Origin of the sequence: Rhizobium sp. 0TCS1.26 (genome assembly GCF_050455525.1) — a bacterium.
In the GTDB taxonomy this organism is placed as follows: domain Bacteria; phylum Pseudomonadota; class Alphaproteobacteria; order Rhizobiales; family Rhizobiaceae; genus Neorhizobium.
Genome location: NZ_JBCIYV010000002.1, coordinates 1,239,070 through 1,260,576 on the forward strand (window position 1 = coordinate 1,239,070; position 21,507 = coordinate 1,260,576).

Annotated in this window: 16 protein-coding genes and 2 pseudogenes; 9 read left to right on the top strand and 9 right to left on the bottom strand. The window is 60.1% G+C overall.

Annotated features, from left to right (window positions below; translation table 11 throughout):
* The first annotated feature begins 234 nt into the window (after positions 1-234).
* Positions 235-1,107, top strand: coding sequence for an HNH endonuclease (locus tag AAIH46_RS13310; RefSeq protein WP_430306348.1), 873 nt, complete (start codon positions 235-237; stop codon positions 1,105-1,107).
* Between the two features lie 12 nt (positions 1,108-1,119).
* Here the strand turns inward: AAIH46_RS13310 and AAIH46_RS13315 are convergent, their stop codons facing one another.
* Positions 1,120-2,040: a class I SAM-dependent methyltransferase gene (locus AAIH46_RS13315; protein WP_430306349.1), complete on the bottom strand. Its 921-nt coding sequence runs from the start codon at positions 2,038-2,040 to the stop codon at positions 1,120-1,122.
* Positions 2,041-2,309: 269 nt separating this feature from the next.
* On the opposite strand from AAIH46_RS13315, the gene AAIH46_RS13320 reads away from it, so the two are divergent.
* Complete coding sequence (locus tag AAIH46_RS13320) at positions 2,310-2,645, top strand: hypothetical protein (RefSeq protein ID WP_430306350.1); 336 nt, start codon at positions 2,310-2,312, stop codon at positions 2,643-2,645.
* Positions 2,646-2,679: 34 nt separating this feature from the next.
* On the opposite strand, the pseudogene scpB reads toward AAIH46_RS13320, so the two are convergent.
* Both scpB and AAIH46_RS13330 read right to left on the bottom strand, forming a co-directional pair.
* A pseudogene (gene scpB, locus AAIH46_RS13325) lies at positions 2,680-3,378 on the bottom strand (SMC-Scp complex subunit ScpB).
* A gap of 2 nt (positions 3,379-3,380) precedes the next feature.
* Positions 3,381-4,043 (bottom strand): annotated as a pseudogene (locus tag AAIH46_RS13330) (DUF1403 family protein); the annotation flags it as partial.
* Between AAIH46_RS13330 and AAIH46_RS13335 the strand changes: the two are divergent.
* On the top strand, positions 4,010-4,933 hold the full coding sequence (locus AAIH46_RS13335; protein WP_430306566.1) for a site-specific integrase: 924 nt from the start codon (positions 4,010-4,012) through the stop codon (positions 4,931-4,933). The pseudogene AAIH46_RS13330 and the gene AAIH46_RS13335 sit on opposite strands and share 34 nt — an antisense overlap.
* Positions 4,934-5,136: 203 nt before the next feature.
* Positions 5,137-6,270: a hypothetical protein gene (locus tag AAIH46_RS13340; protein WP_430306351.1), complete on the top strand. Its 1,134-nt coding sequence runs from the start codon at positions 5,137-5,139 to the stop codon at positions 6,268-6,270.
* Between the two features lie 573 nt (positions 6,271-6,843).
* Here the strand turns inward: AAIH46_RS13340 and AAIH46_RS13345 are convergent.
* Both AAIH46_RS13345 and AAIH46_RS13350 read right to left on the bottom strand, forming a co-directional pair.
* On the bottom strand, positions 6,844-8,052 hold the full coding sequence (locus AAIH46_RS13345; RefSeq protein ID WP_430306352.1) for a tyrosine-type recombinase/integrase: 1,209 nt from the start codon (positions 8,050-8,052) through the stop codon (positions 6,844-6,846).
* A 301-nt stretch (positions 8,053-8,353) separates the two neighbouring features.
* The gene (locus AAIH46_RS13350; protein ID WP_430306353.1) at positions 8,354-9,256 is read right to left on the bottom strand and encodes a LysR substrate-binding domain-containing protein; all 903 of its coding nucleotides are present in this window, start codon (positions 9,254-9,256) and stop codon (positions 8,354-8,356) included.
* Positions 9,257-9,536: 280 nt separating this feature from the next.
* On the opposite strand from AAIH46_RS13350, the gene AAIH46_RS13355 reads away from it, so the two are divergent.
* The 4 genes from AAIH46_RS13355 to AAIH46_RS13370 all read left to right on the top strand — a co-directional run bounded on the left by AAIH46_RS13355 (position 9,537) and on the right by AAIH46_RS13370 (position 13,945).
* Positions 9,537-11,144 carry an ABC transporter substrate-binding protein gene (locus AAIH46_RS13355; RefSeq protein ID WP_430306354.1) on the top strand — a complete coding sequence of 536 codons (1,608 nt, stop codon included), beginning with the start codon at positions 9,537-9,539 and terminating at the stop codon, positions 11,142-11,144.
* Between the two features lie 76 nt (positions 11,145-11,220).
* Positions 11,221-12,327 carry an NAD(P)/FAD-dependent oxidoreductase gene (locus AAIH46_RS13360; RefSeq protein ID WP_430306355.1) on the top strand — a complete coding sequence of 369 codons (1,107 nt, stop codon included), beginning with the start codon at positions 11,221-11,223 and terminating at the stop codon, positions 12,325-12,327.
* An 85-nt stretch (positions 12,328-12,412) separates the two neighbouring features.
* A complete protein-coding gene (locus AAIH46_RS13365) occupies positions 12,413-12,769 on the top strand; it encodes a RidA family protein (RefSeq protein WP_430306356.1) in 357 nt (118 codons plus the stop codon).
* Between the two features lie 54 nt (positions 12,770-12,823).
* Positions 12,824-13,945, top strand: coding sequence for an alpha-hydroxy acid oxidase (locus AAIH46_RS13370; protein WP_430306357.1), 1,122 nt, complete (start codon positions 12,824-12,826; stop codon positions 13,943-13,945).
* Positions 13,946-14,062: 117 nt separating this feature from the next.
* Here AAIH46_RS13370 and AAIH46_RS13375 read toward each other — a convergent pair whose 3' ends face one another.
* From AAIH46_RS13375 to AAIH46_RS13390, 4 genes are read right to left on the bottom strand one after another with little or no spacing between them, the layout of a single operon-like run.
* A complete protein-coding gene (locus AAIH46_RS13375) occupies positions 14,063-14,584 on the bottom strand; it encodes a winged helix DNA-binding protein (RefSeq protein ID WP_430306358.1) in 522 nt (173 codons plus the stop codon).
* 51 nt (positions 14,585-14,635) lie between these two features.
* Entirely contained in the window at positions 14,636-15,625 is a 990-nt protein-coding gene (locus tag AAIH46_RS13380; protein WP_430306359.1) for a TRAP transporter substrate-binding protein, read from the bottom strand.
* A 24-nt stretch (positions 15,626-15,649) separates the two neighbouring features.
* Complete coding sequence (locus tag AAIH46_RS13385; RefSeq protein ID WP_430306360.1) at positions 15,650-16,966, bottom strand: TRAP transporter large permease; 1,317 nt, start codon at positions 16,964-16,966, stop codon at positions 15,650-15,652.
* Between the two features lie 2 nt (positions 16,967-16,968).
* The gene (locus AAIH46_RS13390) at positions 16,969-17,553 is read right to left on the bottom strand and encodes a TRAP transporter small permease (protein WP_430306361.1); all 585 of its coding nucleotides are present in this window, start codon (positions 17,551-17,553) and stop codon (positions 16,969-16,971) included.
* A gap of 195 nt (positions 17,554-17,748) precedes the next feature.
* On the opposite strand from AAIH46_RS13390, the gene AAIH46_RS13395 reads away from it, so the two are divergent.
* The gene (locus AAIH46_RS13395; protein ID WP_430306362.1) at positions 17,749-21,396 is read left to right on the top strand and encodes a hydantoinase B/oxoprolinase family protein; all 3,648 of its coding nucleotides are present in this window, start codon (positions 17,749-17,751) and stop codon (positions 21,394-21,396) included.
* Positions 21,397-21,507 lie beyond the last annotated feature (111 nt).

Genomic DNA, 21,507 nt, shown 5'->3' on the forward strand with positions numbered 1-21,507 from the left:
TTGAATCTCGGGCAACGCAGCACCATTATCGGCTGAAGTGGCTAGCTCCAGGAGTCCGGTTGTCCATGATCGGCACTCGATCCACACAAACAGCAGTCAATTCCTTCAGCAGAACTGCTATTTCACGCTTCCGGTGCGGTGTCCGCAGTCGATAAACAGGAGAAGAGAGTGGAAAAAATGGGGCGCTCGGCTGGGTATAGCCACCTGTTAGAATTCCTCAGCGAGAAGATGTCGATGAGCCACATCTATCAGCCGGTTATGCTGAAGACTCTGCTAGAAGGCAATGGCGCTGCCTCTCGCCGAGAAATAGCTGCGGCATTTCTAGCGCAGGACCAAAGCCAGCTCGAATATTACGACGAGATCGTCAAACGTTATCCGACCCAAACCCTGATGCGACACGGGATCGTCGAGCATCGCCGAGGCGAATATAGGCTTCGGGATATTTATGCCGATCTAAATCAGGACGAGTGCGCCACGTTAATTGCCCTGTGCGACGCAAAACTGGTAGAGTTTATCGCGCGCCGCGAGAAAATGATCTGGAAGCACCGCTCTCAGAATTTCGATCCCGTTCCCGGATCAGTCCGGTGGCAAATTCTTCGGCGCGCCATGGGGCGCTGCGAAGCGTGTGGCATAGGTGCAGGCGAACGCGCGCTCCATGTCGATCACATCATTCCGCGCTCCTGGGGCGGCTCAAACGACGTATCCAACTATCAAGCGCTGTGCAGCAAGTGCAATGTCCAGAAGCTCAATAACGACGCAACGGATTTTCGTGGTGCGGCCGAGGCTCTTGCCCATAGAGCCCAAAACTGCCCATTTTGCAATCCGCCTGGGCATATTGCAGCCGAGAATGACCTCGCTTTTGCGATGCCCGTGCCGGGAGAAGTGGGCTGCTTCCAGATCGCCCCTAGGCGCCACGGCGTTGGCTTTTTTTCGCTCTTCCAACCCGAAATCAACGCCATTCGAGCGCTTGAGCTCAAGCTTGCGGACAATGCGCTAGCATGGGGGCTAGACGGCCGCACAGCGTCAATAACCATTGTCACATCGCCGCAATCACATCACTGCGTCATTCGTTGCCTTTTCAACCGCCTGATCACACCGCCAGAATGAAACCGATTTGCACTATGGCTGCGATAACACGACAGTCTGCCATTTTATTTCCGACCTGCCGAGTAAATCCTCACGTTCGCCGAACTCTTGAAGCTCCAACCCTAGGGGCCGGCCAATGTTGCGAAGCTCTTCAACTGTGACTGGGTAGATCTCGCGGATCGGCTCTGGCGGTCCGAGGCGCAGAGTGATGTAAATCTTGCCAACGGGCGCGAGCAAGGTTTTGAGCCGTGTTAGTGCTGCAGGCCGATCTTTGGGATGGACATGCATCCACATCGCGCTGAGCACAATCCAGTCGAATCGTTGTACCGTCATTTTCTCCAGTTTCGGGAGTCGGTCGTCGACCCATTGCACCGGTGAGTTGGGGTGGAGATGAGTAGCGAGGACGCGGAACGAAGCTGTCGGCTCGACTGCGATGACGCTGTGCCCGTTGATCGCCATCCAGTTAACGTCTCGGCCCGTACCAGCTCCCACGTCCAGGATTGACATCGGTGGCTTGCCACCAAGTTCGTTAAACAGCAAGGGATGAGCGTGTTCAAAAGGAATTAGCTCGTAGTTCTCAGCGAGATCTTTCGCTTGACGTTCATAGAACGCGACGGCACGTGAACTACTCGCATCTCCGATCCAGCCAGTGCCTATCATCGTTCCAATCATCAAAACACAACTTGTCGCAGCAGCGAGAAACAGAAGCATCTGGAAAATCGAACGTACCATAAAAGGTCTGGTAAGAAAGCCCCTGCCCGGCGCGTCCACAAACCCATCAGCGTTGAATGTCTCAAGCCATTCAAGATGTCTCTGCATTACATAACGCAGTCTGAATAGTACGGCTAGTAATCCGAGATTTGCTATGGCGGCTAAAGCCAGCAGGCAGACCTGAAAGAGTGGTACGGTCTCAGACTTGGATACTCCAAACCAAAGCCCACCTGTGAGTGTCATGGAAATTAGCGGGATTTGCCACATCTGCTGGTTTTAAAGAGCGGAAGCTCTCGCTGTTTTGGCCATATGCAGCAAGGAGTCTTTGTTCTCCGGGATCAGACAATGGTACGCTCTTCCAAGTTACGCTCTTCCAAAAAGTCGGAATCGCTTGCTCGCCCTGCTGCCATTTATCAGGCCACTCACGCGTTTGGGAAGAAAAAGTGCAAAAGTCACGTCGGCAGCCCAGGTGGTTAGTCGATTCATAGATGAATCAGTCAGAGGGTGAGATGATGAGCGAAGATGACGAAGTAATTGAACACGATATTGAAGCATGGTTTACGCTTGACGGAAAGTTCGCCATTGAGGAGGCCGATGTTTACGCCGGCGGAATGAAATGGAGGGTTCATAAGAATGATGCGGATCCGTTCCCATCTTCCCCGCATGCGCATTGCATCGCGGGACAAGAACGACACGTTGGTTGTAAGCTTCACCTCGGAACAGGCGTGCTTTTCAAAGGCCGTAGCTCGTGGAAGAAGATGGGCGAAGCCGATTTCAATTATCTCATCGGAAAGATCAGGCCCAAATTTCCCGGTGTCGAGTTACCAATTCCCCAAGAGGACAGCTGATCAAAAACGTACCTAGGCGTCGTCAGCGAGGGGCTCAGGGCTCACCTTCCGGTCCGCTCTCAATCTCATCTGAGGCGCCGATGTTCTTTTGAGTTCCAGTTCGGCTGAACAGTCCTGCATCCTCGAGCGCTTCGATGTTCGGAAGATCGCGCAGCGTCTCCATGCCGAAGGCCGAGAGGAAGTGTAGCGTCGTCACATAGGTATAAGGTGCACCCGGCGTTGGACTACGCGGCCCGGAGCCATTGAATCCAGCGCTGCGTGGATTGCCAACGGTGTCGCGGCTGACCTCATTGCCAGAGATCTTCGACAGCTCGCCGCGGGTGACCGGCTGGAAATATCCTACCGCCATCAGCACCATCGCCTCGAATTCAGGCAGTGCCGCCGCCGCCCCTCCCGCGTCGGCGCGGCCGAAGCCCGGATCGTCTCTGCGAACCGCGGGCGCGTTCTATGCTGCCAGCCGCCGGCGACCGACACCAGTTCGTACGGTCGGGAACTTAGTTCCTCCCGCGGATCATCGACGAGCAGATCGATACTGCAGTCTTTCCCCACCCACCCGGGCCAATGACTCGCGGGAGACCGGTTCAGCCGAGGAAAAAATCACCGCCTCGACCCGCAGCATCCATTCCCGCCAACGCATCTCCAGCGGGAACTGATCCAGTTCACGATCAAAAAGTGGCTCCTCTGCAGCGTTTGTCTTTCGACGGGATGGTTTGGTTGCAGCTGATCCCCCCATGATCACAACCCAAAAATCCGGAAGGAGCGGCCGGACAACTCGCGCACTGCCTCGAAACTTTTAAGGCGCTCGAGCAGCCGGTTTGCCGCCCAGCGCGACAGATTGCTGCCGGACACCGATGCAGGCACGGCGTCCTCGTTCAAGAGCTTGCGGATCACCGGCTCGGCGCCCTTTGTCCGGACCTTCGACGCGACCGCCAGCAGCCGTGACGCCCGCCGATCGATCTCGACAGCGGAGCGCAGAGCGGCATCGACCCCGTCAACCAATGCCAGGCAGACCGCTTTCGGATTAGCCGGCTCGCCCGGTCGAACGCGGCCGCGGCCCCCGATCACGCGGAAGGCAGTCCCACAGCGCTAGGGCATCAGCAGTGGTACGGGTTTCGCCCAGTTCAGCTTGTGCGCTAATACTGCTTCTGCAAGCCCGAGCGCCATCGCCTCGGCGTCCGGGCGAATGGTCGTAATTACCGATACAACCTCGGCAAAAGCGAGGGGTGCCGCACGCCCGGACTGGATCGCCGTATCGATCATGTCAGGGACTGAAGCAAGGCCATCCTCCCACCTAAGGCCCAAGAGCGCGGCCAGTTCCTTGACGAATGGTGTGCCGGTTGTCTCCGAACGAGGCGTCAGCATTCGTGCGGCCAAAAACACCTTTCCGGCCGGCCCGGGTTTTTTCAGCGTGGTGCCGGCGGTCGAACCTCACTCCCCTCCCCCCGCATCCGCAAACCGTCGGGCTTTACATTAACGCCTGCGCTTCCGGCACGGCTGAACGGGGTGCAAAAACGAATTCAGTCTCGACCATCGAACGCCGCCTCTCCTCGCTCTCCTGGAACTATGCCCAACGTGGCCTCTCGCTCGATCGCAAAGACCGGCATATCGCCACCGTGATGGCCGGCATCCGCAACAGCCATTCCAAGCCTCCGGTCCAGAAGGAAGCGGTCATGGCTGAGGATATCATTGCTATGGTCGAAACGCTCGATCGCGGCTCCCTGCGCGGCCTACGGGATCGGGCCATGTTGCTCATCGGCTTTGCTGGCGGCCTGCGACGTTCCGAGATCGTAGGCCTCGATCTCAAGGCCGACCAGACTGGGGACGGTCGCGGTTGGATCGAGATCCTCGACAAGGGCATGCTCATTACCCTGCGTGGTAAAACCGGATGGCGAGAGGTCGAGGTCGGCCGCGGCTCGGCTGATGCGACCTGCCCGGTTGCCGCGATCGAGACCTGGATCAGGTTCGCCAAGCTGGCTCACGGCCCCCTCTTCCGCCGTGTGACGGGGCAAGGGAAGGCTGTGGGGTCGGAGCGGCTGAACGACAAGGAAGTGGCGCGGCTGGTGAAACGGGCAGCTATGGCTGCCGGAGTGCGCGGCGATCTCAGCGAGATCGAGCGGGCGTTCAAGTTCTCAGGTCATTCTCTTCGCGCTGGCCTTGCCTCCTCCGCCGAGGTCGACGAACGCTACGTCCAGAAACAGTTGGGGCACGCGTCAGCCGAGATGACGCGGCGGTATCAGCGGCGAAGGGATCTGTTTTTAGTGACCTTAACCAAAGCTGCGGGGCTCTGAAATTTTACTCTACTCTTTAATAGATTGCCTTCGAGATTTGCTGAACTGCCTCCGAAAAAGCGAGACCATGGCAGTCCCTGCACATCAGGTTAGTTGTTGATATTTATTTTATTGTTTCTGCCCGCGGAGTGAATGCCGTATTGATTTTGTGCGCCCGCCCTGAATAGATAAATACAACTGATCCGAGTGGGTGGTGAGCGCATATGCGTGGAAGATATGGTCGCGAAAGGTCTAGCTTTCGAACCGGCGGCGCAACACACGTACCCGCTATCGACAACTGGTTAAACCGCAACATTATTTCTGTGCTCAACAGAAGTGCGCTGGTGAAGCTCGTCGGCTTGGCGATTGCTTCATATTCGCTTCACAGCCTGTACATCACCAACGAAGCTCTCCGGGACGAACTCAATGACCGGATCGAAGAGCGGGAAATGAGAGCTGATGAAAAGCTCCTTCGCGCTGAGGAGAGGATTGAGAGAGCATGGAATTCGCTACTTTTACGTTCAGGCGGGAATACAGGGAAAGGCGAACACATTTCCTTCCTCATAAAAAGTGGGAGAGGCCTGGAAGGTGTTGATCTTTCCTGCGAAGCAATTGGTCAATACAACAGCGAAAATCGCGCTTGCATTAAAGAGCCAATTTTTTCCAACGTCGATATAGCGCGACCTGACAGTATGACGCGCGTGATGATGGAGTCGATGTACACGATGGTCAAGCGTGTAGGCGCAATTCCCGAGATCTCGCAGCCCCCAAGTCCTGTTCAGGCGGAGATAGGTAAGAGCACATTTATAGAATTGAAAGCATTGAGTGCGATCTGGAATCTCGACAGACTCAAGAGCACCACTTTCTTGGGAAGTAGCTTGGATGAAAATTTCTTTTACAATAAACCTGTCGATCTGAATATCGGCTATTCTGATCTGTCATTCTCTTACATGACCACAGATATAATCAATCCAAATGTCTTTAAAACGAATGTGTCCGGCGTCGTATACGAGATTGACATATCGGACGCGCCGAGAAGGTTCGCGCGTCTGGTCAAGTGGAACGCCGCCGGGAACTGGGCATGGGCTGACGTCCCTCCCCTGCAATTTTCGGAAAACGGGCTGACGGCGTCTCCGGCCGGGTTGTTGCGCGGTATAGTTCTTTGTGATCCAGCGTTTCGTGAAAACAAAAGCGCGGTTGAAATTAATAGCGTAGGCACTGGTTATATGGAGCGCCAGGACGTGAAGGGGCATCTGCGACATATGGGTGATCCAGTGTGCGAGCATCAGCTCTCTTTCGCTGATGCAGCGAAGCAATTCCCCAATGTTTATCCCGTAGACGAACTCGCTGGCGAGTAGATGCTGCGCGTTAGGTAAAATTTCCCAGGCTGTGCGTCAGAATTCAAACCCCACGACTTTTGGCGGCATAATGAGCGACTAATCCCCTACCTTGAGAAAAGGGGATACAGGATAGTCGGCGCCGGCGGTAACGAACCCGACATCTGCATGTTTACTGCCGGATGCAGGCATTTGAAAGATGGCGGATGCAAGCTGTTACCCCTCGCCTCCTCCGAACATGGGTGAAATGATTAGCTGGCAATTTCGTTCAGTTTTCAGCCGCTTCAATTGAAGTCGGGAGCAGAAAGCCACAACCGGCGTCGAAGGCCGGCCGCATTAGGGCTGTCATGCTTGTTTTCTCGAGATCGTAAGCCATTGATTTTATGGTAAATGATTTCATATGCGAACTCTATATGAATATTATGGTTCTTCACATGGCATGATTGCTGGATGGTGCTATAACCATCGATAAGTACCTCTTATCGACGCATTGGGCCCTCTAGATGGGGTCATGCCCGTTCTCCATGAGACGGCCGGCACATTGTTGATAATTCCTGATCGTGCACGATCTCAACCAGTTCGCGGGCACTCAGGTCATGAAGTGGCAAGGCAGTGTTGTTCCCAGTCCAACATCATTGCCCGTCTCTGGTCGATGAGGTCGGTTCGGTGATAAGCGGCTTCGACTGCATTTCTGACTGTATGCGCCAGTGCCCTTTCCGCGACATCTCTAGGATAACCAGCCTCAGACGCCCAGTCGCGGAAGCTTGAGCGGAAACCATGTGCTGTCGCAATGCGCCCCGCAGCATCGCTGGCGACGTTCCGGTCGCGCAGAAACTTTGTCAAAGTCATATCGCTGATCGGCGTATTCTTGCGTGACGGAAACACCAGCCCACGGCGATCATCCGAGTGCTGCAGTTGAGTCTCGAGTATGTGTACGGCTCGAGGCGTCAACGGCACCCTATGCTGTGCCTTTGCCTTCATGCGAGCGGCTGGAACAATCCAGGTCGCCCCGCCGAAGTCAATTTCTTCCCATGTCATCTGACGCAGCTCTCCAGAGCGGCACGCCGTTAGAATCAGTAGCTCAAGCATCAGCTTTGTTCTTGTAACCTCTCCTGCGTGCAGGAGATCACGAAAGAGCTTGGGTAGCTCACGCCAGGGCACCGCGGGTTGATGCTCGACGCGCTCGCGTTTGCCTGGTTGCTTGGGCAGCAGCTTTTCCACCACCCGAACCGGGCTAGCCATGATGAACCCGTGAGCAGCACACCACTCCATGACAGCCTCACAGCGCTGCTTAACTCGGGAGGCTGTTTCGGGCGTCTTCAGCCAAATCGGCTTAAGACAGGCAGCGAAGTCGCCCGGACCAAGCTCATCAACCCGCCGCTCGCCCAGCTTCGGAAAGACGGTCGCCTCAAGCGTACTAATCCATTGGCGCGCGTGTTTTGCATTCCTATAACCTGGTGAGAGGTCGGAGTGGACTGAGCGCGCTGCTTCCTCGAAAGTCGGGATGCAAGCTTCTTTCCTGGCGTTCCTCGCCTCTGCACGCCGATCGTCTAAAGGATCGGCACCTTCTTCGATCTTTGTCCGGGCCTCGAAAGCCTTTGTCCGTGCATCACGTATGGATACGGCGGGATAGCTACCCAGGCCCATGTCACGACGCTTTGAGCTCTTTGGTGACACATATCGAAGTATCCATTTCCCGGTACCAGGTGTTTGCGCCGGGAAAAGGTAGAGCCCTTTTACCGTACCATCGAGCACAGGCTTGTCATCCGGCTTGAGCTTCCGGGCCTTTGCATCACTCAGCATCTGGTCTCCTCGCGTTCCTTACGAGGCACCCCTAGCCCATCATTCAGCCCATCACAATACGTGAGATAGCCTGAGATAAGATGCGACCAATTGAGACCTTCTTCTCTTACAGAGATCATATTTTATCATTGTAATCAAATACTTATTACATCCCATACAGGATCATGCAGGAACTTCAATAGCGGACGCTCTGTCCGCCATACCCTGTGACCAGGCCCGGTTATGCCGCAGCCGTTCTGATTTGTCTCCGAGCTCACCCTGCAGCAATGCCCTGAACAGATCCCGCTCCGGGAGCTGCGCGTTACCGCATGGTGCGCTGGTCGAAGGGCGATACCGCGATGCGAATGAACTCGACGAGCTTTTCCGAGGCGAGGGATGGCGGGCGACTGCCAGGCGTCAGCAGCCACACGTCCATGAAGGTTTCCGGCAACAATGGCCGGCGGACCAGGCGGCTGTCCGGATAGTCAAGGCCGACGAAGGGCGGCACGATGGAGATCCCCACACCATTGGCAACGAGGCTGCACGCCGTCTCCGACAGCGGCACCTCGATACGATTCCGCTTCTGGACGCCGCGCATCTGAAATGCCCGGTCGACCGTCATCAGCGAGCAGTCGTCTCGCGGCAATGAGACGAAGGACTCGTTTCGAAGGTCATCGATCTCGATCACCTGCTTTTCGGCCAGTCGATGAGCGGCGGGAAGAACGCAGATCATCGCGAACCGCATGATGATCTCGGAGCGGACGTTCGACTGTTCGAACGGCAAGACGCTCAGGCCGATATCCACTTGGCCGGCCGCCACCAGTTCTCCAATGCGCGGCGAGTTGCGGCTTTGCAGTGTCAGGTGAATGTCCGGCTGTTCAGCGAGAAACGGTGAAAGCGCCTGCGTCAGGTAGCGGGTCGCCAGCGCCGCAGGTGCCGCCATCGTCACCTCACCCCATTCGCGGTTGCGGACGGCTTCCGCCAGCCTGGCAATGCGCTTGGTACCGGCAAACATCCGATCGACCTCGACGGCCAGCATCCGCGCTTCCAGGGTCGGCACCAGTCTGCCGCCGGCGCGGGTAAACAGCTGGAACCCGCACGTTTCCGAAAAGCTCCGCAGCAGCTTGCTGACCGCCGGCTGCGATATACCCAGACGTTCACCGGCAAGCGTCACCGATCCCGTTTCGATCGTCGTGTGGAAGGCTTCTAGCTGCCGAATGTTCATCGTGCGTCCCTCATTCGAGGCGGCGGGGTCATGAGTTTTGGTTATAATGATCGGACAAGAAGCAATTTGACAATCATGTTGTCAAGACGCTCTATTCGTCGGGCAGTGCTCCCCAGCACCCGCGCGGAAGATGCAAATCCGCCGACGGAACCGGGTGGGCGCTCCGAAATCAAAACCTATCTCGCTGGGCAAACGCCCTGCGGACGGTCTCGTCGAGGCCGGCTGGAGAGTATCCGCGCCAAGGCTGCAGAAAGCAGCCAGCAAAAAAGGGAACGACGACATGAACAAGACATTCGCCCTCTGCCTCCTTGCGTTAGCGGCGGCGTCAGCGCCCGCCAAGGCATCGATGTTGTCCGTCTGCATCGAGGGCTCCCCGGAAGTCTTCAATCCGCAGCTGACCAGCAATGGCACCACATCCTATGTGCTTGGGCAGATCTACGATGGGCTGGTGTCGGTCAAAGCAGGTTCTTCCGACATCGAGCCGGCGCTTGCCGAGAGCTGGACCATCTCCGAGGACGCCAGGACCTACACGTTCAAGCTGCGTCGCGGCGTCAAGTGGCAAGCAAATGACCTGTTCACGCCGAGCCGGGATTTCAATGCCGACGACGTGATGTTCACGTTCGAGCGGATGATGAAGAAGGATCACCCCTTCGCCAAGATCAACGGCGGCACCTTCATCACCTTCAACACCAAGCTTGCCGATGCCCTGGAGGGGCTGAAGAAGGTGGACGACTATACGGTCGCCTTCACCCTCAAGCAGCCGCTTGCTCCCTTCATCGGCATCATGGCGCATCAGTCCCTGGCGATCACCTCTAGTGAATACGCCGATACGCTGATGAAGGCCGGAACCGCGGAACTCATCGATCGCCAGCCGATCGGGACCGGGCCGTTTCAGCTGCAGGCCTATCAGCAGGACGCGGTGGTCCGGCTGGTCCCGTTTGCCGAAACCTGGGGTGCTGCTGCCGGCCAACCGGCTCGCACTCCAATGGTCGACAGCATCGCGATGGCGATCAGCGCCGATGCTTCGGTGCGACTGCAGCGGGCGATGGCCGGCGAGTGCCAGATTGCCCTCTACCCGAACCTCGCGGATCGGGCGATGATTGAAAAAAGCGGCGCGCTTCAGGCAGTTCGCACGCCTGTCGCTTCGACCGGCTTCATCACCTTCAACTTCCGGGACGAGAAGTTCAAGGACAAGCGGGTGCGGGAAGCCCTCGCTCACGCCATCAACATCAAGCCGCTCGTCGACCTCGTCTACGACGGAATGGGGACAGTGACCGGCGCGGTCATCCCGCCTTCGCTCTGGGGCCATGACAAGGACGCGGGCGGTTACAGCTACGATCCGGAACTGGCAAAGAAGCTGCTCGCCGAAGCCGGCTACAAGGACGGATTTTCGACGCAGCTTTGGGCGATCCCCGTGGCACGTCCCTACATGCCGAACGGCCGCCGCGCGGCCGAGATGATCCAGTCTGACTGGGCCCGGATTGGGGTTAAAGCCGAAGTCATCTCCTACGAGTGGGGCGAGTACATCACCCGCGCCCGCAACGGTGAGGCACAGGTTGGAATGTTCGGCGGGATCTACGATTTCCCGGATCCGAGCCAGATCCCGAACAACTACTTCACCTGCGATTCAGCCGGCAAACCGAGCCCCTCCAACATCGGCGCCTGGTGCGACAAGGAGTTCATCGGGCTGATGAACCAGGCCGGCACCGTCACCGGACAGGCAGAGCGCATTGACCTCTACAAGAAGGCGCAGGAGGAGTTCCATGCCGAAGTGCCGGCGGTGATCCTCGGCGGCGCCGATACGATCACCGCCGTTGCCAAGACCGTCAAAGGCTATGTGCCGGCGATCTTCGGCACCAGCCGGCTGTCGGGCGTCACTGTCGAATAAGTGTGATGAGCCGGCCGCAGTCAGCACCTGTGGACTGCGGCCCTGGCTGTTGGAAATGCAATCCAGGAACTATGAAATGCGTGTCTTGATCATTGGCGCCGGTATCCTCGGCTCCAGCACCGCCTATCACCTTGCCCGTCAGGGTGTGGATGTGGAAATCGTCGATGAAGCTCATCCGGGCAAGGCCACGATGGCCGGCGCCGGCATCGTCTGCCCCTGGGCCACCAAGGCCGACGAGCCGGAATGGTACCGGCTCTATGCCGCCGGGGCCCGTTTCTACGACGAACTGATCTCCGGGCTGCAGGCGAGTGGAGAAACTGATCTCGGATTCGGCAAGGTCGGCGCGCTCGTCGTCGCCGAGGACCGTGTCGAGTTTGACGCTGCGGCCGAGCGCATCGCACGCCGCGTCAAGGACGCGCCCGAAGCCGGCGACGTGCGTCACCTGACGCCGGCCGAAGCACGCGCACTCTTTCCGCCGTTGCGTGAGGATTTCGACGCCATCTACATCCCAGGTGCCGCCCGTGTCGATGCCCGGCTTCTGTCGGCCGCAATGGTGCGCGCGGCAGTCGCCATGGGCGCCAGGTTCCGCAGCGACTACGTGACGTTGAAGACGGACGGCGATCGCGTCCGCTGCCTCGACAGTACCGGATCGGACATCGCGGCCGACGAGATCGTCGTCACGGCGGGCGCCTGGGCATCGCAGATCCTTCGACCGCTTGGCCTTGATCATCCGATCGTGCCGCAGAAGGGCCAGATCGTCCACCTGCGTCTTCCCGGCATTGCCACGGCAAGATGGCCGGTGGTCCTGCCGATGAGCAGCCATTACATGCTCGCCTTCGATGACAGCCGTGTCGTCATCGGCGCGACGCGGGAGAGCGGTTCAGGCTTCGACTACCGGGTCACAGCCGCCGGCGAGCTCGAGGTGCTGGCTGCCGGGCTCAACATTGCACCAGGCCTTGCCAATGCGACGCTGATCGAGACGCGTATCGGCTTCCGACCGGCCGGGGACACGATGAACCCCATTCTCGGTCGCATGCCCGGCTACGCGAACCTGACGATCGGCAACGGCCTGGGGGCTGGTGGACTGACGATCGGACCCTTTGCCGGCAGCCAGCTGGCAAAGCTTGCGATCGGACAGCCAACCGATCAGCCGCTCGACCAGTACGCCCCGAAAGCCGTCTGACCCACCTCTCTGCTCAACGGCCGCACATCCCGTCCGTTGCAACCCGCGACGGCCAACTCTCCTATCTCGCAAAGGAAAAACGATCATGATTACCCGCCACCGCAAGCACCGCATCATGCACGGCGTCGTCGAACACAACGGCGTCCTTTATGTCGGCGGGCATGCCGCCTCCGATATTTCGGTCGGCATGAAGGAGCAGACCGAGCAGACATGCGCAAAGCTCGAAGACGTGCTGAACGAGTGTGGCTCCGACAAGCATCATATCCTGTCCGCCCGCATCTATCTGTCCGACATGTCCGGCAAGGAAGCCATGAACGAGGCCTGGCTCGCTTGGCTGGACGGCGACGACTTGCCATCGCGTGCCACGATCGGCGTCGCCGACCTTGGCGATCCGAAGCGGCTGATCGAGATCGTGCTGATCGCGGCCAAGAAGGACGCTTAATCGAAGGCGCGGGCGGGCGCCACGGCGCCTGCCCCTTTCGCAGGGGGGACGGGGATGACGGACAAGCCAGAGCGGATCGACGACCGGTACGCAACACCCGAGAAGTACACGACGCTGCGCGGCATCTACCATGACGCAAGACGCCGGCTTTCGGACATCGACTGGAACTACCTCTCCTGCGGCACCGGGGATGAAGTGACGCTCCGGGAAAATACGGCCGTCTTCGACCGGATCAGATTTGAAGTGCCGCTGTTTGCCGGAATTGACAATCCGGATACGCGGACAAACGTGCTCGGCTTCGACCTCAGCTTTCCTGCCTTCATCGCGCCGTTCGGCGGGGGTGAAGCAGTCTTTCACCCGGAGGGCCACCTCGCGATTGGCCGGGCCGCATCCTCGGCTGGCATTCAGCAGATGGTGCCGGTGGCTGCCTCCCATTCCCTCGAGGATATCGCCAAGGCATCTCCCGTCGCGTCGGTATTCCAGATGACTTTCGTCGGAGAGGAAGCTGCGGCGCTCGACATGATCGAGCGGGCCAAGGCCGCTGGATACTCGTATATATGTGCGACCTACTCACCGATCCGCCAGTGGCGCGAGCGCATGATGGAAGACCGCTTTTCCTTGCGTAACGAAAACGGTCCATCCAATTTTGGCCCGGGTCGATCCGATCCGGCGGCACTGAAGGAGCTTCTGGCTTTCACGAAGCCGCGCTGGACATGGGCGCAGGCGGCGGATGTCATCAAGCGATCTCCCCTTCCCTGCATCGTCAAGGGCGTCTCAAGCGTCCGCGACGCTCAGGCAGCGCTCGATGCCGGCGCCGTTGGCCTCTACGTCTCGAACTATGGGGGGCGCACCATCGACCGTACGCCGACAGCACTTGAGACGCTTCCTGCCATTCGCAAGGCCGTCGGCAAGCAGGTGCCGATCATCCTCGACTCCGGCATCCGGCGTGGCAGCGATATCGCGGCCTCGATCGCGCTTGGCGCCAATGCGGTCGCCCTCGGTCGTCTGATCGCCTACGGCATGGCCGCCGACGGCGAAGACGGCGTACGGCGAACCCTTGAGCTGCTCCGGCAGGAATTCTGGACGACGCTGGGTCATCTCGGTTGCTCTTCGGTGGACGACCTATGCGAGGCGGTTCTGTCAGACGGCGGGACGAGCCTCAACCTTCAGACATAGCTCTTGAGGTCCAGAGGCAGGATCGACGCGTGCCGGGAGACAACCCGGCAGCTGCAAGGGTTTGCCTCGGCGGACTGCAGCGGCCCTTCCGCCCAGGCGCTAAAGGGAGGGCATTTCCTACAGCGAAGCTGCAGCGCGAGCCGCTTGATCGTAGTGGCCGGACAGCGCCCGAAGCCTTGCCGCCACTTCGGACAAGCTGTCGATCGAGACCTCGGTTGCCAGGACCGATTTGACCAACAGGCTTTCACGCGTCGCTTTGTACCGCACGCACGCCTCGGCGCCGGCCTCGGTCACCATCACCAGCTTTTCCTTGCCGCGTCGGCCGGACTTGATCAGCTTCAGCCGCTCCAGCTTCTTCAGAGCATAGGTCACGACATGGGTATCCTCGATGTTGAGCACGAGCGTGATGTCGGCAAGCGTCTTGGCCTTGTTGCGGCTATTGATGTTGTGCAGGACGAGGATATCGACCGGTGACAGGTCCGGCACGCCGGCCGCCGCCATGCAGCGGACCATCCAGCGACTGAAGGCGTGGTTCAGCATTACGAGGCCGAACTCTATCTCCGAGAGGGCAGGAAGCGCGCCGCTCGCCAGATGCTCCGACGAGACGATCGGACCGAGGCCTTTGTCTTCTTGTGACATGATATCCTCCGGGAACGGAGCGCCGCGGACAAAAGCCGCGGCGCTCTCGCCTCACATCTTCTTGTAGGCGTCGAGGATAGCCTTGCCGTCGGCGCCGGCCTTCTTCGACCAGTCATCGGTCAGCTTGGCGCCGACGTCCGACAGGCCGGTCTTCAGCTCGGCGCTTGGCTCCAGCACCTGCATGCCGTTCTTCTTCAGCGTCTCCATGTAGGAGGCGGTCTTTTCGACAGCGAGCGTCCAGCCGCGCGTTTCCGCTGCCGCGGCGGAATCAGTCACGGCTTTCTGGACGGCCGGATCAAGCGCTGCGAAGGCAGCCTTGTTGACGAAGATGACGTTCTTCGGGATCCAGGCCTGGGTGTCGTAGTAATGAGTGAGCGATTCCCAGATCTTCGAATCCACGCCGGTGGCGCTGGAGGTCATCAGGCCATCGACCACGCCTGTCGCCAGCGCCTGAGGCAGTTCGGCCGCCTGCACGGTGACAGGCTGGGCGCCGACGAGTTCGGCGATGCGCGAGGTGCCGACATTGTAGGCGCGCCACTTGAGACCCTTGAGATCGGCAACGCTGTTGACGTCCTTCTTGGTATAGACGCCCTGCGGCGGCCAGGGCGTGGTGTAGAGAAGCTTCAGGCCCTGCTTGTCGAGCGCCTGCTCGATGGCAGGCTTCGATGCTTCCCACAGCTTCTTCGACTGCTCGAAGCTCGTTGCCAGGAAGGGTACGACGTCGAGGCCGAAGATGGGGTTCTCGTTCTCGTGCAGCGACAGCAGCACTTCACCCGCCTGCGCCTGGCCGGTCTGGACGGCGCGCTTGATCTCCGGTGCCTTGAACAGCGAGGCATTGGGATGAACGGTGATCTTCAGCTCGCCCTTGGTCGCCGCATCGACGTCCTTGGCGAACTGGTTGAGGTTCTCGACATGGTAGTTTGCCGGCGGATAGGCGGAGGGCAGGACCCAGGCGGTCTGTGCAAGCGCGGCACCGGCGCCGGCGACAATGGCTACGGCACTCAGGCCGAGGCGCGCGATGGTTTTGAAATGCATGGTCATATTTTTATTCCCCTTTTCACGTCGTTATCCCGGGTAAACCATTCGTGGCAGGACCAGCACGATTTCCGGGAAAATCGTGAGGATGGCGACCGTCGCCAAGAGCAGGAAGAAGAACGGCAGTGCGGCTCTCGCCACCGTCAGGCTGTCGCGTCCGCTCATCGTCTGGAGAACGAAGAGATTGAACCCGACCGGCGGCGTGATCTGGGCCATTTCGACCATCAGCACCAGGAAGATGCCGAACCAGACGAGATCGAAACCCGCCTGCTGAACCATCGGCAGCACGACGACCGTCGTCAGCACGATCATCGACAGGCCGTCGATCGCGCAGCCAAGCAGGACATACATCAGGGTCAGCACGGCGATCAGCGCGAAGGGGCTGAGCTGGAAACTGTCGACCCAGGCGGCCAGCGCATTGGGAATACCGGTATAGCCCATGGCAATCGACATATAGCCGGCGCCGGTGAGGATCAGCATGATCATCGACGTCATGCGGGTCGCGCCCATGACGCTGTCGATAAAGCTTTTCCAGGTCAGCGCCTTCTGGCAGAGCGCGATGACCAGCGCGCCAAGCACGCCCCAGGCGGCGCATTCGGTGGCCGTTGCCCAACCGAGCATGAGCGCACCGAAGACGGTGAGGATCAGCAGCGCAAGTGGAATGAGGTTCAGCGTCTGCCTGAGCTTTTCCCGCAGAGACATGCGCGGTTCCGGCGGCGGGCTCTGGTCAGGATTGGCAAGATGCCAGACGATGATGGCGCCCATATAGAGACCCATGACGATCACGGCGGGGATGAGGCCCGCCATGAACATCTGGATGATCGAGACATTGGCCGCGACGGCATAGACGATCATCGGGATGGACGGCGGCACGAGAAAGCCGAGCGTACCGGCGCCAGCCAGCGAGCCGAGGCTGATCTTTTCGTTATAGCCGCGCTTCTTGAGCTCCGGCAGGGTGATCTTGGCGACCATGGCTGTGGTTGCGGCAGACGATCCCGAAACCGCGCCGAACAGGCCGCAGCCGAGGACGTTAACATGCACAAGCCGACCCGGCACCCAGTTCAGCCACGGCGAGAGACCGCGGAACATTTCGTCCGACAGCCTCGTCCGATAGAGGATCTCGCCCATCCAGATGAACAGCGGCAGGGCGGCCAGGCTCCAGGAGGCCGAACCACTCCAGGCATTGGTGGCAAGGGCCGCGCCGAGCTGAATCCCGGCGGGGGCGAACTGCATGGCGAGGAAGCCGCAGATCAGAAGCGTGAGGCCGATCCAGACGCCGCCGATGAGCAGCAGGAGCATGGCAGCGAGAATGAGACCCGAGATCTCCACAAGGTGGCTGGCATCCATGGTTACACCCCGCTTTCCATGACGCGTTCGATGATTTCCTCGTCGGTGGTCGCAGGCGGCTTTTCGTATCGCGGGCTGCCGCCGAAGGTCACGTGCAGCAGTTCATCGATGAAGGCGATGGCGAGAATGACGAGGCCGAGCGACATGCCGACCTGCGGTATCCACAAGGGAACAGCGATCACGCCCTGCGAGACGTCGTTGAACACCCAAGAGGTCCAGGTCATGTCGACGGCAAACCAGGCGAAATAGAGCACCGCCACGGTGCCGATAAGCGTGCAAACGATCTCGATGACCTGCCTCGGCTTGCCGGTGATCCGGTCGATTACCAGGCCCATGCGGATCAGCTCGGCTGAACGGAACGTATGGGCGAGCGCCAGGAAGGCGCATGCAGCCATGCACCAGGCGGTAAAATCATCGCCGGCCGGAATGTCGAGGCCGAGCGGCCGCCCGGCGGACAGGGACAGCATGATGACGAAGATGGCGACGAGGAACACGCCGCCGAGATAGCCGGCGCCGAGATACAGCGCGTCCAGCCCCCTGCGGAGCCCATCGGGGAAGACGCTATGGTGCGGATCAGCGGTGGACATGGCTTGCCCTCCGCTCGAACATGCGGAAATCGCTCATGTGGCTTCCCCTCGGTTGCCGTTGCGGGTCCGGCTCTTGCGGCCGTTGTTGCCCGTTCGATAGGCATGATGCAGCAGTAGGCATTTTCCGTCAATCAATCATTGACGTTTTGTCGACGAACTGTTTTCGTTGACACCTTGAGCAAAAAGGGATGGCGGATGTCTGGCAGTGCAACCGGGTCAAGCGACGGCAAATGGGACTTCTGGATCGACCGCGGCGGCACGTTCACGGATATCGTCGGCCGTAAGCCGAATGGCACGCTCGTCGCCCGCAAGGTTCTGTCGGAAAACCCGGAGGCCTATCGCGATGCCGCCGTTCAGGGGATCCGCGAGCTACTCGAAGTTCCGGTTGGTCAGCCCATCGCATCGAGCCTGATCGGCGCGGTGAAGATGGGCACCACGGTTGCGACGAACGCACTTCTGGAACGCAAGGGCGAAAAGACGCTGCTGGTGACGACCAAGGGTTTTCGCGACGCCCTGGCTATCGGTTACCAGGCGCGCGCCGACATCTTTGCCAAGAAGATCATCAAGCCGGAACTGCTGTATTCGGCCGTCGTTGAAGTGGACGAGCGTGTCCGCGCCGACGGTACGGTCGAGGCGGCGCCACGGGAAGCAGCCGTTCGCGCCGACCTGCAGGCGCAGTTCGACGCCGGCATCCGTGCTCTGGCGATCGTCTTCATGCATGCCTACCGCTACCCGGCGCACGAACAGCTTGTCGCGCGGCTGGCGCGCGGGATCGGCTTCACCCAGATTTCCGTCAGCCACGAGGTTTCGCCGCTGATCAAGCTGGTCGGCCGTGGCGATACAACCGTGGTCGACGCCTATCTGTCGCCGATTTTGCGCCGCTATGTCGAGCAGGTTGCGAGCGAACTCGGCGCCGACGCCAATGACGCCGGAGAGGACGGCCCGCAGCTGATGTTCATGCAGTCTTCCGGTGGCCTCACCGCCGCCCGGCTGTTCCAGGGCAAGGACGCCATCCTGTCCGGCCCGGCGGGCGGCGTTGTCGGTGCCGTCGAAACGTCGCGGCTTGCCGGTTTCGAGAAGATGGTCGGCTTCGACATGGGCGGCACGTCGACGGACGTCTCCCACTACGACGGCGAACTCGAGCGCTCGTTCGAGACCGAGGTTGCGGGCGTTCGCATGCGCGCACCGATGATGTCGATCCACACGGTTGCGGCGGGCGGCGGCTCGATCCTGCATTTCGAGAACGGCCGTTTCCGCGTTGGCCCTGACTCGGCTGGCGCCAATCCCGGTCCGAAAGCCTATCGTCGCGGCGGGCCGCTGACCGTTACCGATGCGAATGTCATGCTCGGCAAGCTTTCGCCCGCGCTCTTCCCGAAGATCTTCGGTCCGAACGGCGACCAGCCGCTCGATGCGGATGCGGTGCGGACAGCCTTCGAAGAGATGGCGAAAGTGGTGGGCGACGGTCGCACGCCCGAACAGGTGGCCGACGGATTTCTGGCCATCGCGGTCGAGAACATGGCCAATGCGGTGAAGAAGATCAGCGTCCAGCGCGGTTACGACGTCACCCACTATGCGCTGACATGCTTCGGCGGCGCCGGCGGGCAGCATGCCTGCCTGACCGCCGACGCGCTCGGCATCTCGACAGTGCTGATCCACCCGTTTTCCGGCATCCTGTCGGCCTATGGCATGGGTCTGGCCGACATCCGCGCCACCCGCCAGCGCACGGTCTCCGAGGCGCTAGAAAGCGCGCTCGCGGCGCTTTCCCCGGTGCGCGACGAGCTGACCGCCAGCGTGCTTGCCGAAATGAAGAGCCAGGGCGTGGCCGCGACCGATACTGACATCGCTCACCGGGCTCATCTACGCTATCAGGGGACAGACACGACTTTGTCCGTAACCGTGACCGATGCGAAAGAGATGACCGCCGCGTTTGAGACGGCACACCGCAAGCAGTTCGGTTTCATCTTCGACAACCGCGAGATCATCTTTGAAGCCTACGAGGTTGAAGCCATCGGCGGCGGCGCGGATTCCTCCGAACCCGAGTTCCCGCTGGAGACTGCAGCACCGAAGTCCGACGAAGAGACCAGGTTTTTCTCGAGCGGCGCATGGCGCCACGCACCCATCTACCGCCGCGCCGACATCGCGCCGGGCGCGCGCGCCAACGGCCCCTGCCTGATCATCGAACCGCACCAGACCATCGTCGTGGAAGATGGCTGGGCCTTCGAGATCACCCGGCTGAACCATGTCGTGCTGAAGCGCGTCACCGCACTCTCCCGCGCCATGGCAGTGGGCACGCAGGCCGATCCGGTACTGCTGGAGGTCTTCAACAACCTGTTCATGTCCATCGCCGAGCAGATGGGGGTGACGCTGCAGAACACCGCCTCCTCGGTTAACATCAAGGAGCGGCTGGACTTCTCCTGCGCGGTCTTCGACGAGAGCGGCGCGCTGGTCGCCAACGCCCCGCATATGCCGGTGCATCTCGGCTCGATGGACCGGTCGGTGGAAAGCATCATCGCCCAGAACAGGGGCAGGATCCGCCCCGGCGACGTGTTTGCTCTGAACGCGCCCTATAATGGCGGCACGCATCTGCCGGACATCACTGTGGTCACCCCTGTCTTCGACGAGGCCGGCGAAAAAATCCTGTTCTACGTCGCCTCGCGCGGCCACCATGCCGATGTCGGCGGCACGGCACCCGGCTCGATGACGCCGCTTGCGACCACCGTCGACGAGGAAGGCGTGTTGTTCGACAATGTGCTGCTGGTCGATCGCGGACGGTTCGACGAGGCGGGGATCACCAGACTGCTCTCCGAGCACCCCTACCCCGCCCGCAACGTTGCCCAGAATGTCGCCGACCTTCGCGCCCAGATCGCCGCCAACGAAAAGGGCGTGCACGAGATGCGCAAGATGATCGGCCAGTTCGGCCTCGATGTCGTGCAGGCCTATATGGGCCATGTGCAGGACAATGCGGAAGAAAGCGTTCGCCGCGTGCTGGAAAAGCTCAACGATGCCGAATTCGCCTATGTGACCGACCAGGGCAGCACGATCCAGGTGAAGATCACGGTCGACAAGCAAAAGCGCGAGGCGACCGTCGATTTCACCGGCACTTCGGCTCAGCAGAAGAACAACTTCAACGCCCCCGAACCGGTGACCCGCGCGGCGGTTCTCTATGTCTTCCGGGTCATGGTCGAAAGCTCCATCCCGATGAATGCCGGCTGCCTGAAGCCGATCCGCATCATCGTGCCGGAGGGCTCGATGCTGAAGCCTCAGTATCCGGCCGCCGTGGTTGCCGGCAATGTCGAGACCTCGCAGCATGTCACCAACGCGCTGTTCGGCGCCTTGGGTGCGATCGCCGCAAGCCAGGGCACGATGAACAACCTTACCTTCGGCAACGCCACCTACCAGTACTACGAAACCTTGTGCTCTGGTTCGCCGGCAGGTCAGTTCAACGACGGCACAGGCTTTGCCGGAACTGATGCGGTCCACGTCCACATGACCAATTCGCGCCTCACCGATCCGGAGATCCTGGAAACGCGTTATCCGGTGCTGCTCGAGGATTTCCACATCCGCAGGGATTCCGGCGGCAAGGGCATGTTTTCGGCAGGGGACGGCACGACGAGGACGATCCGCTTCCTCGAAGGCATGGACTGCGCCATCCTCTCCTCGCACCGGACGATCCGGCCGCACGGACTGGACGGCGGCGGTGAAGGCGAACTCGGCCTCACCACCGTGCGCCGTCTCGATGGCACTCTAGAGGAACTTCGCGGTTGCGATCAGACCTTTATCCACTCCGGCGAAGCGGTAAAGGTCGTGACGCCTACGGGAGGAGGCTACCGAAAAACGGCCTAGCGGCGTTGGAGCCGGCGGGCCGAACAAGGGAACTCCTCAGCTGCCAAGCATGCAGTGCCCGCTTCCCAGCAGGTATCAAATCTCGGCCAGTATCATCCAAACCTCATCCGT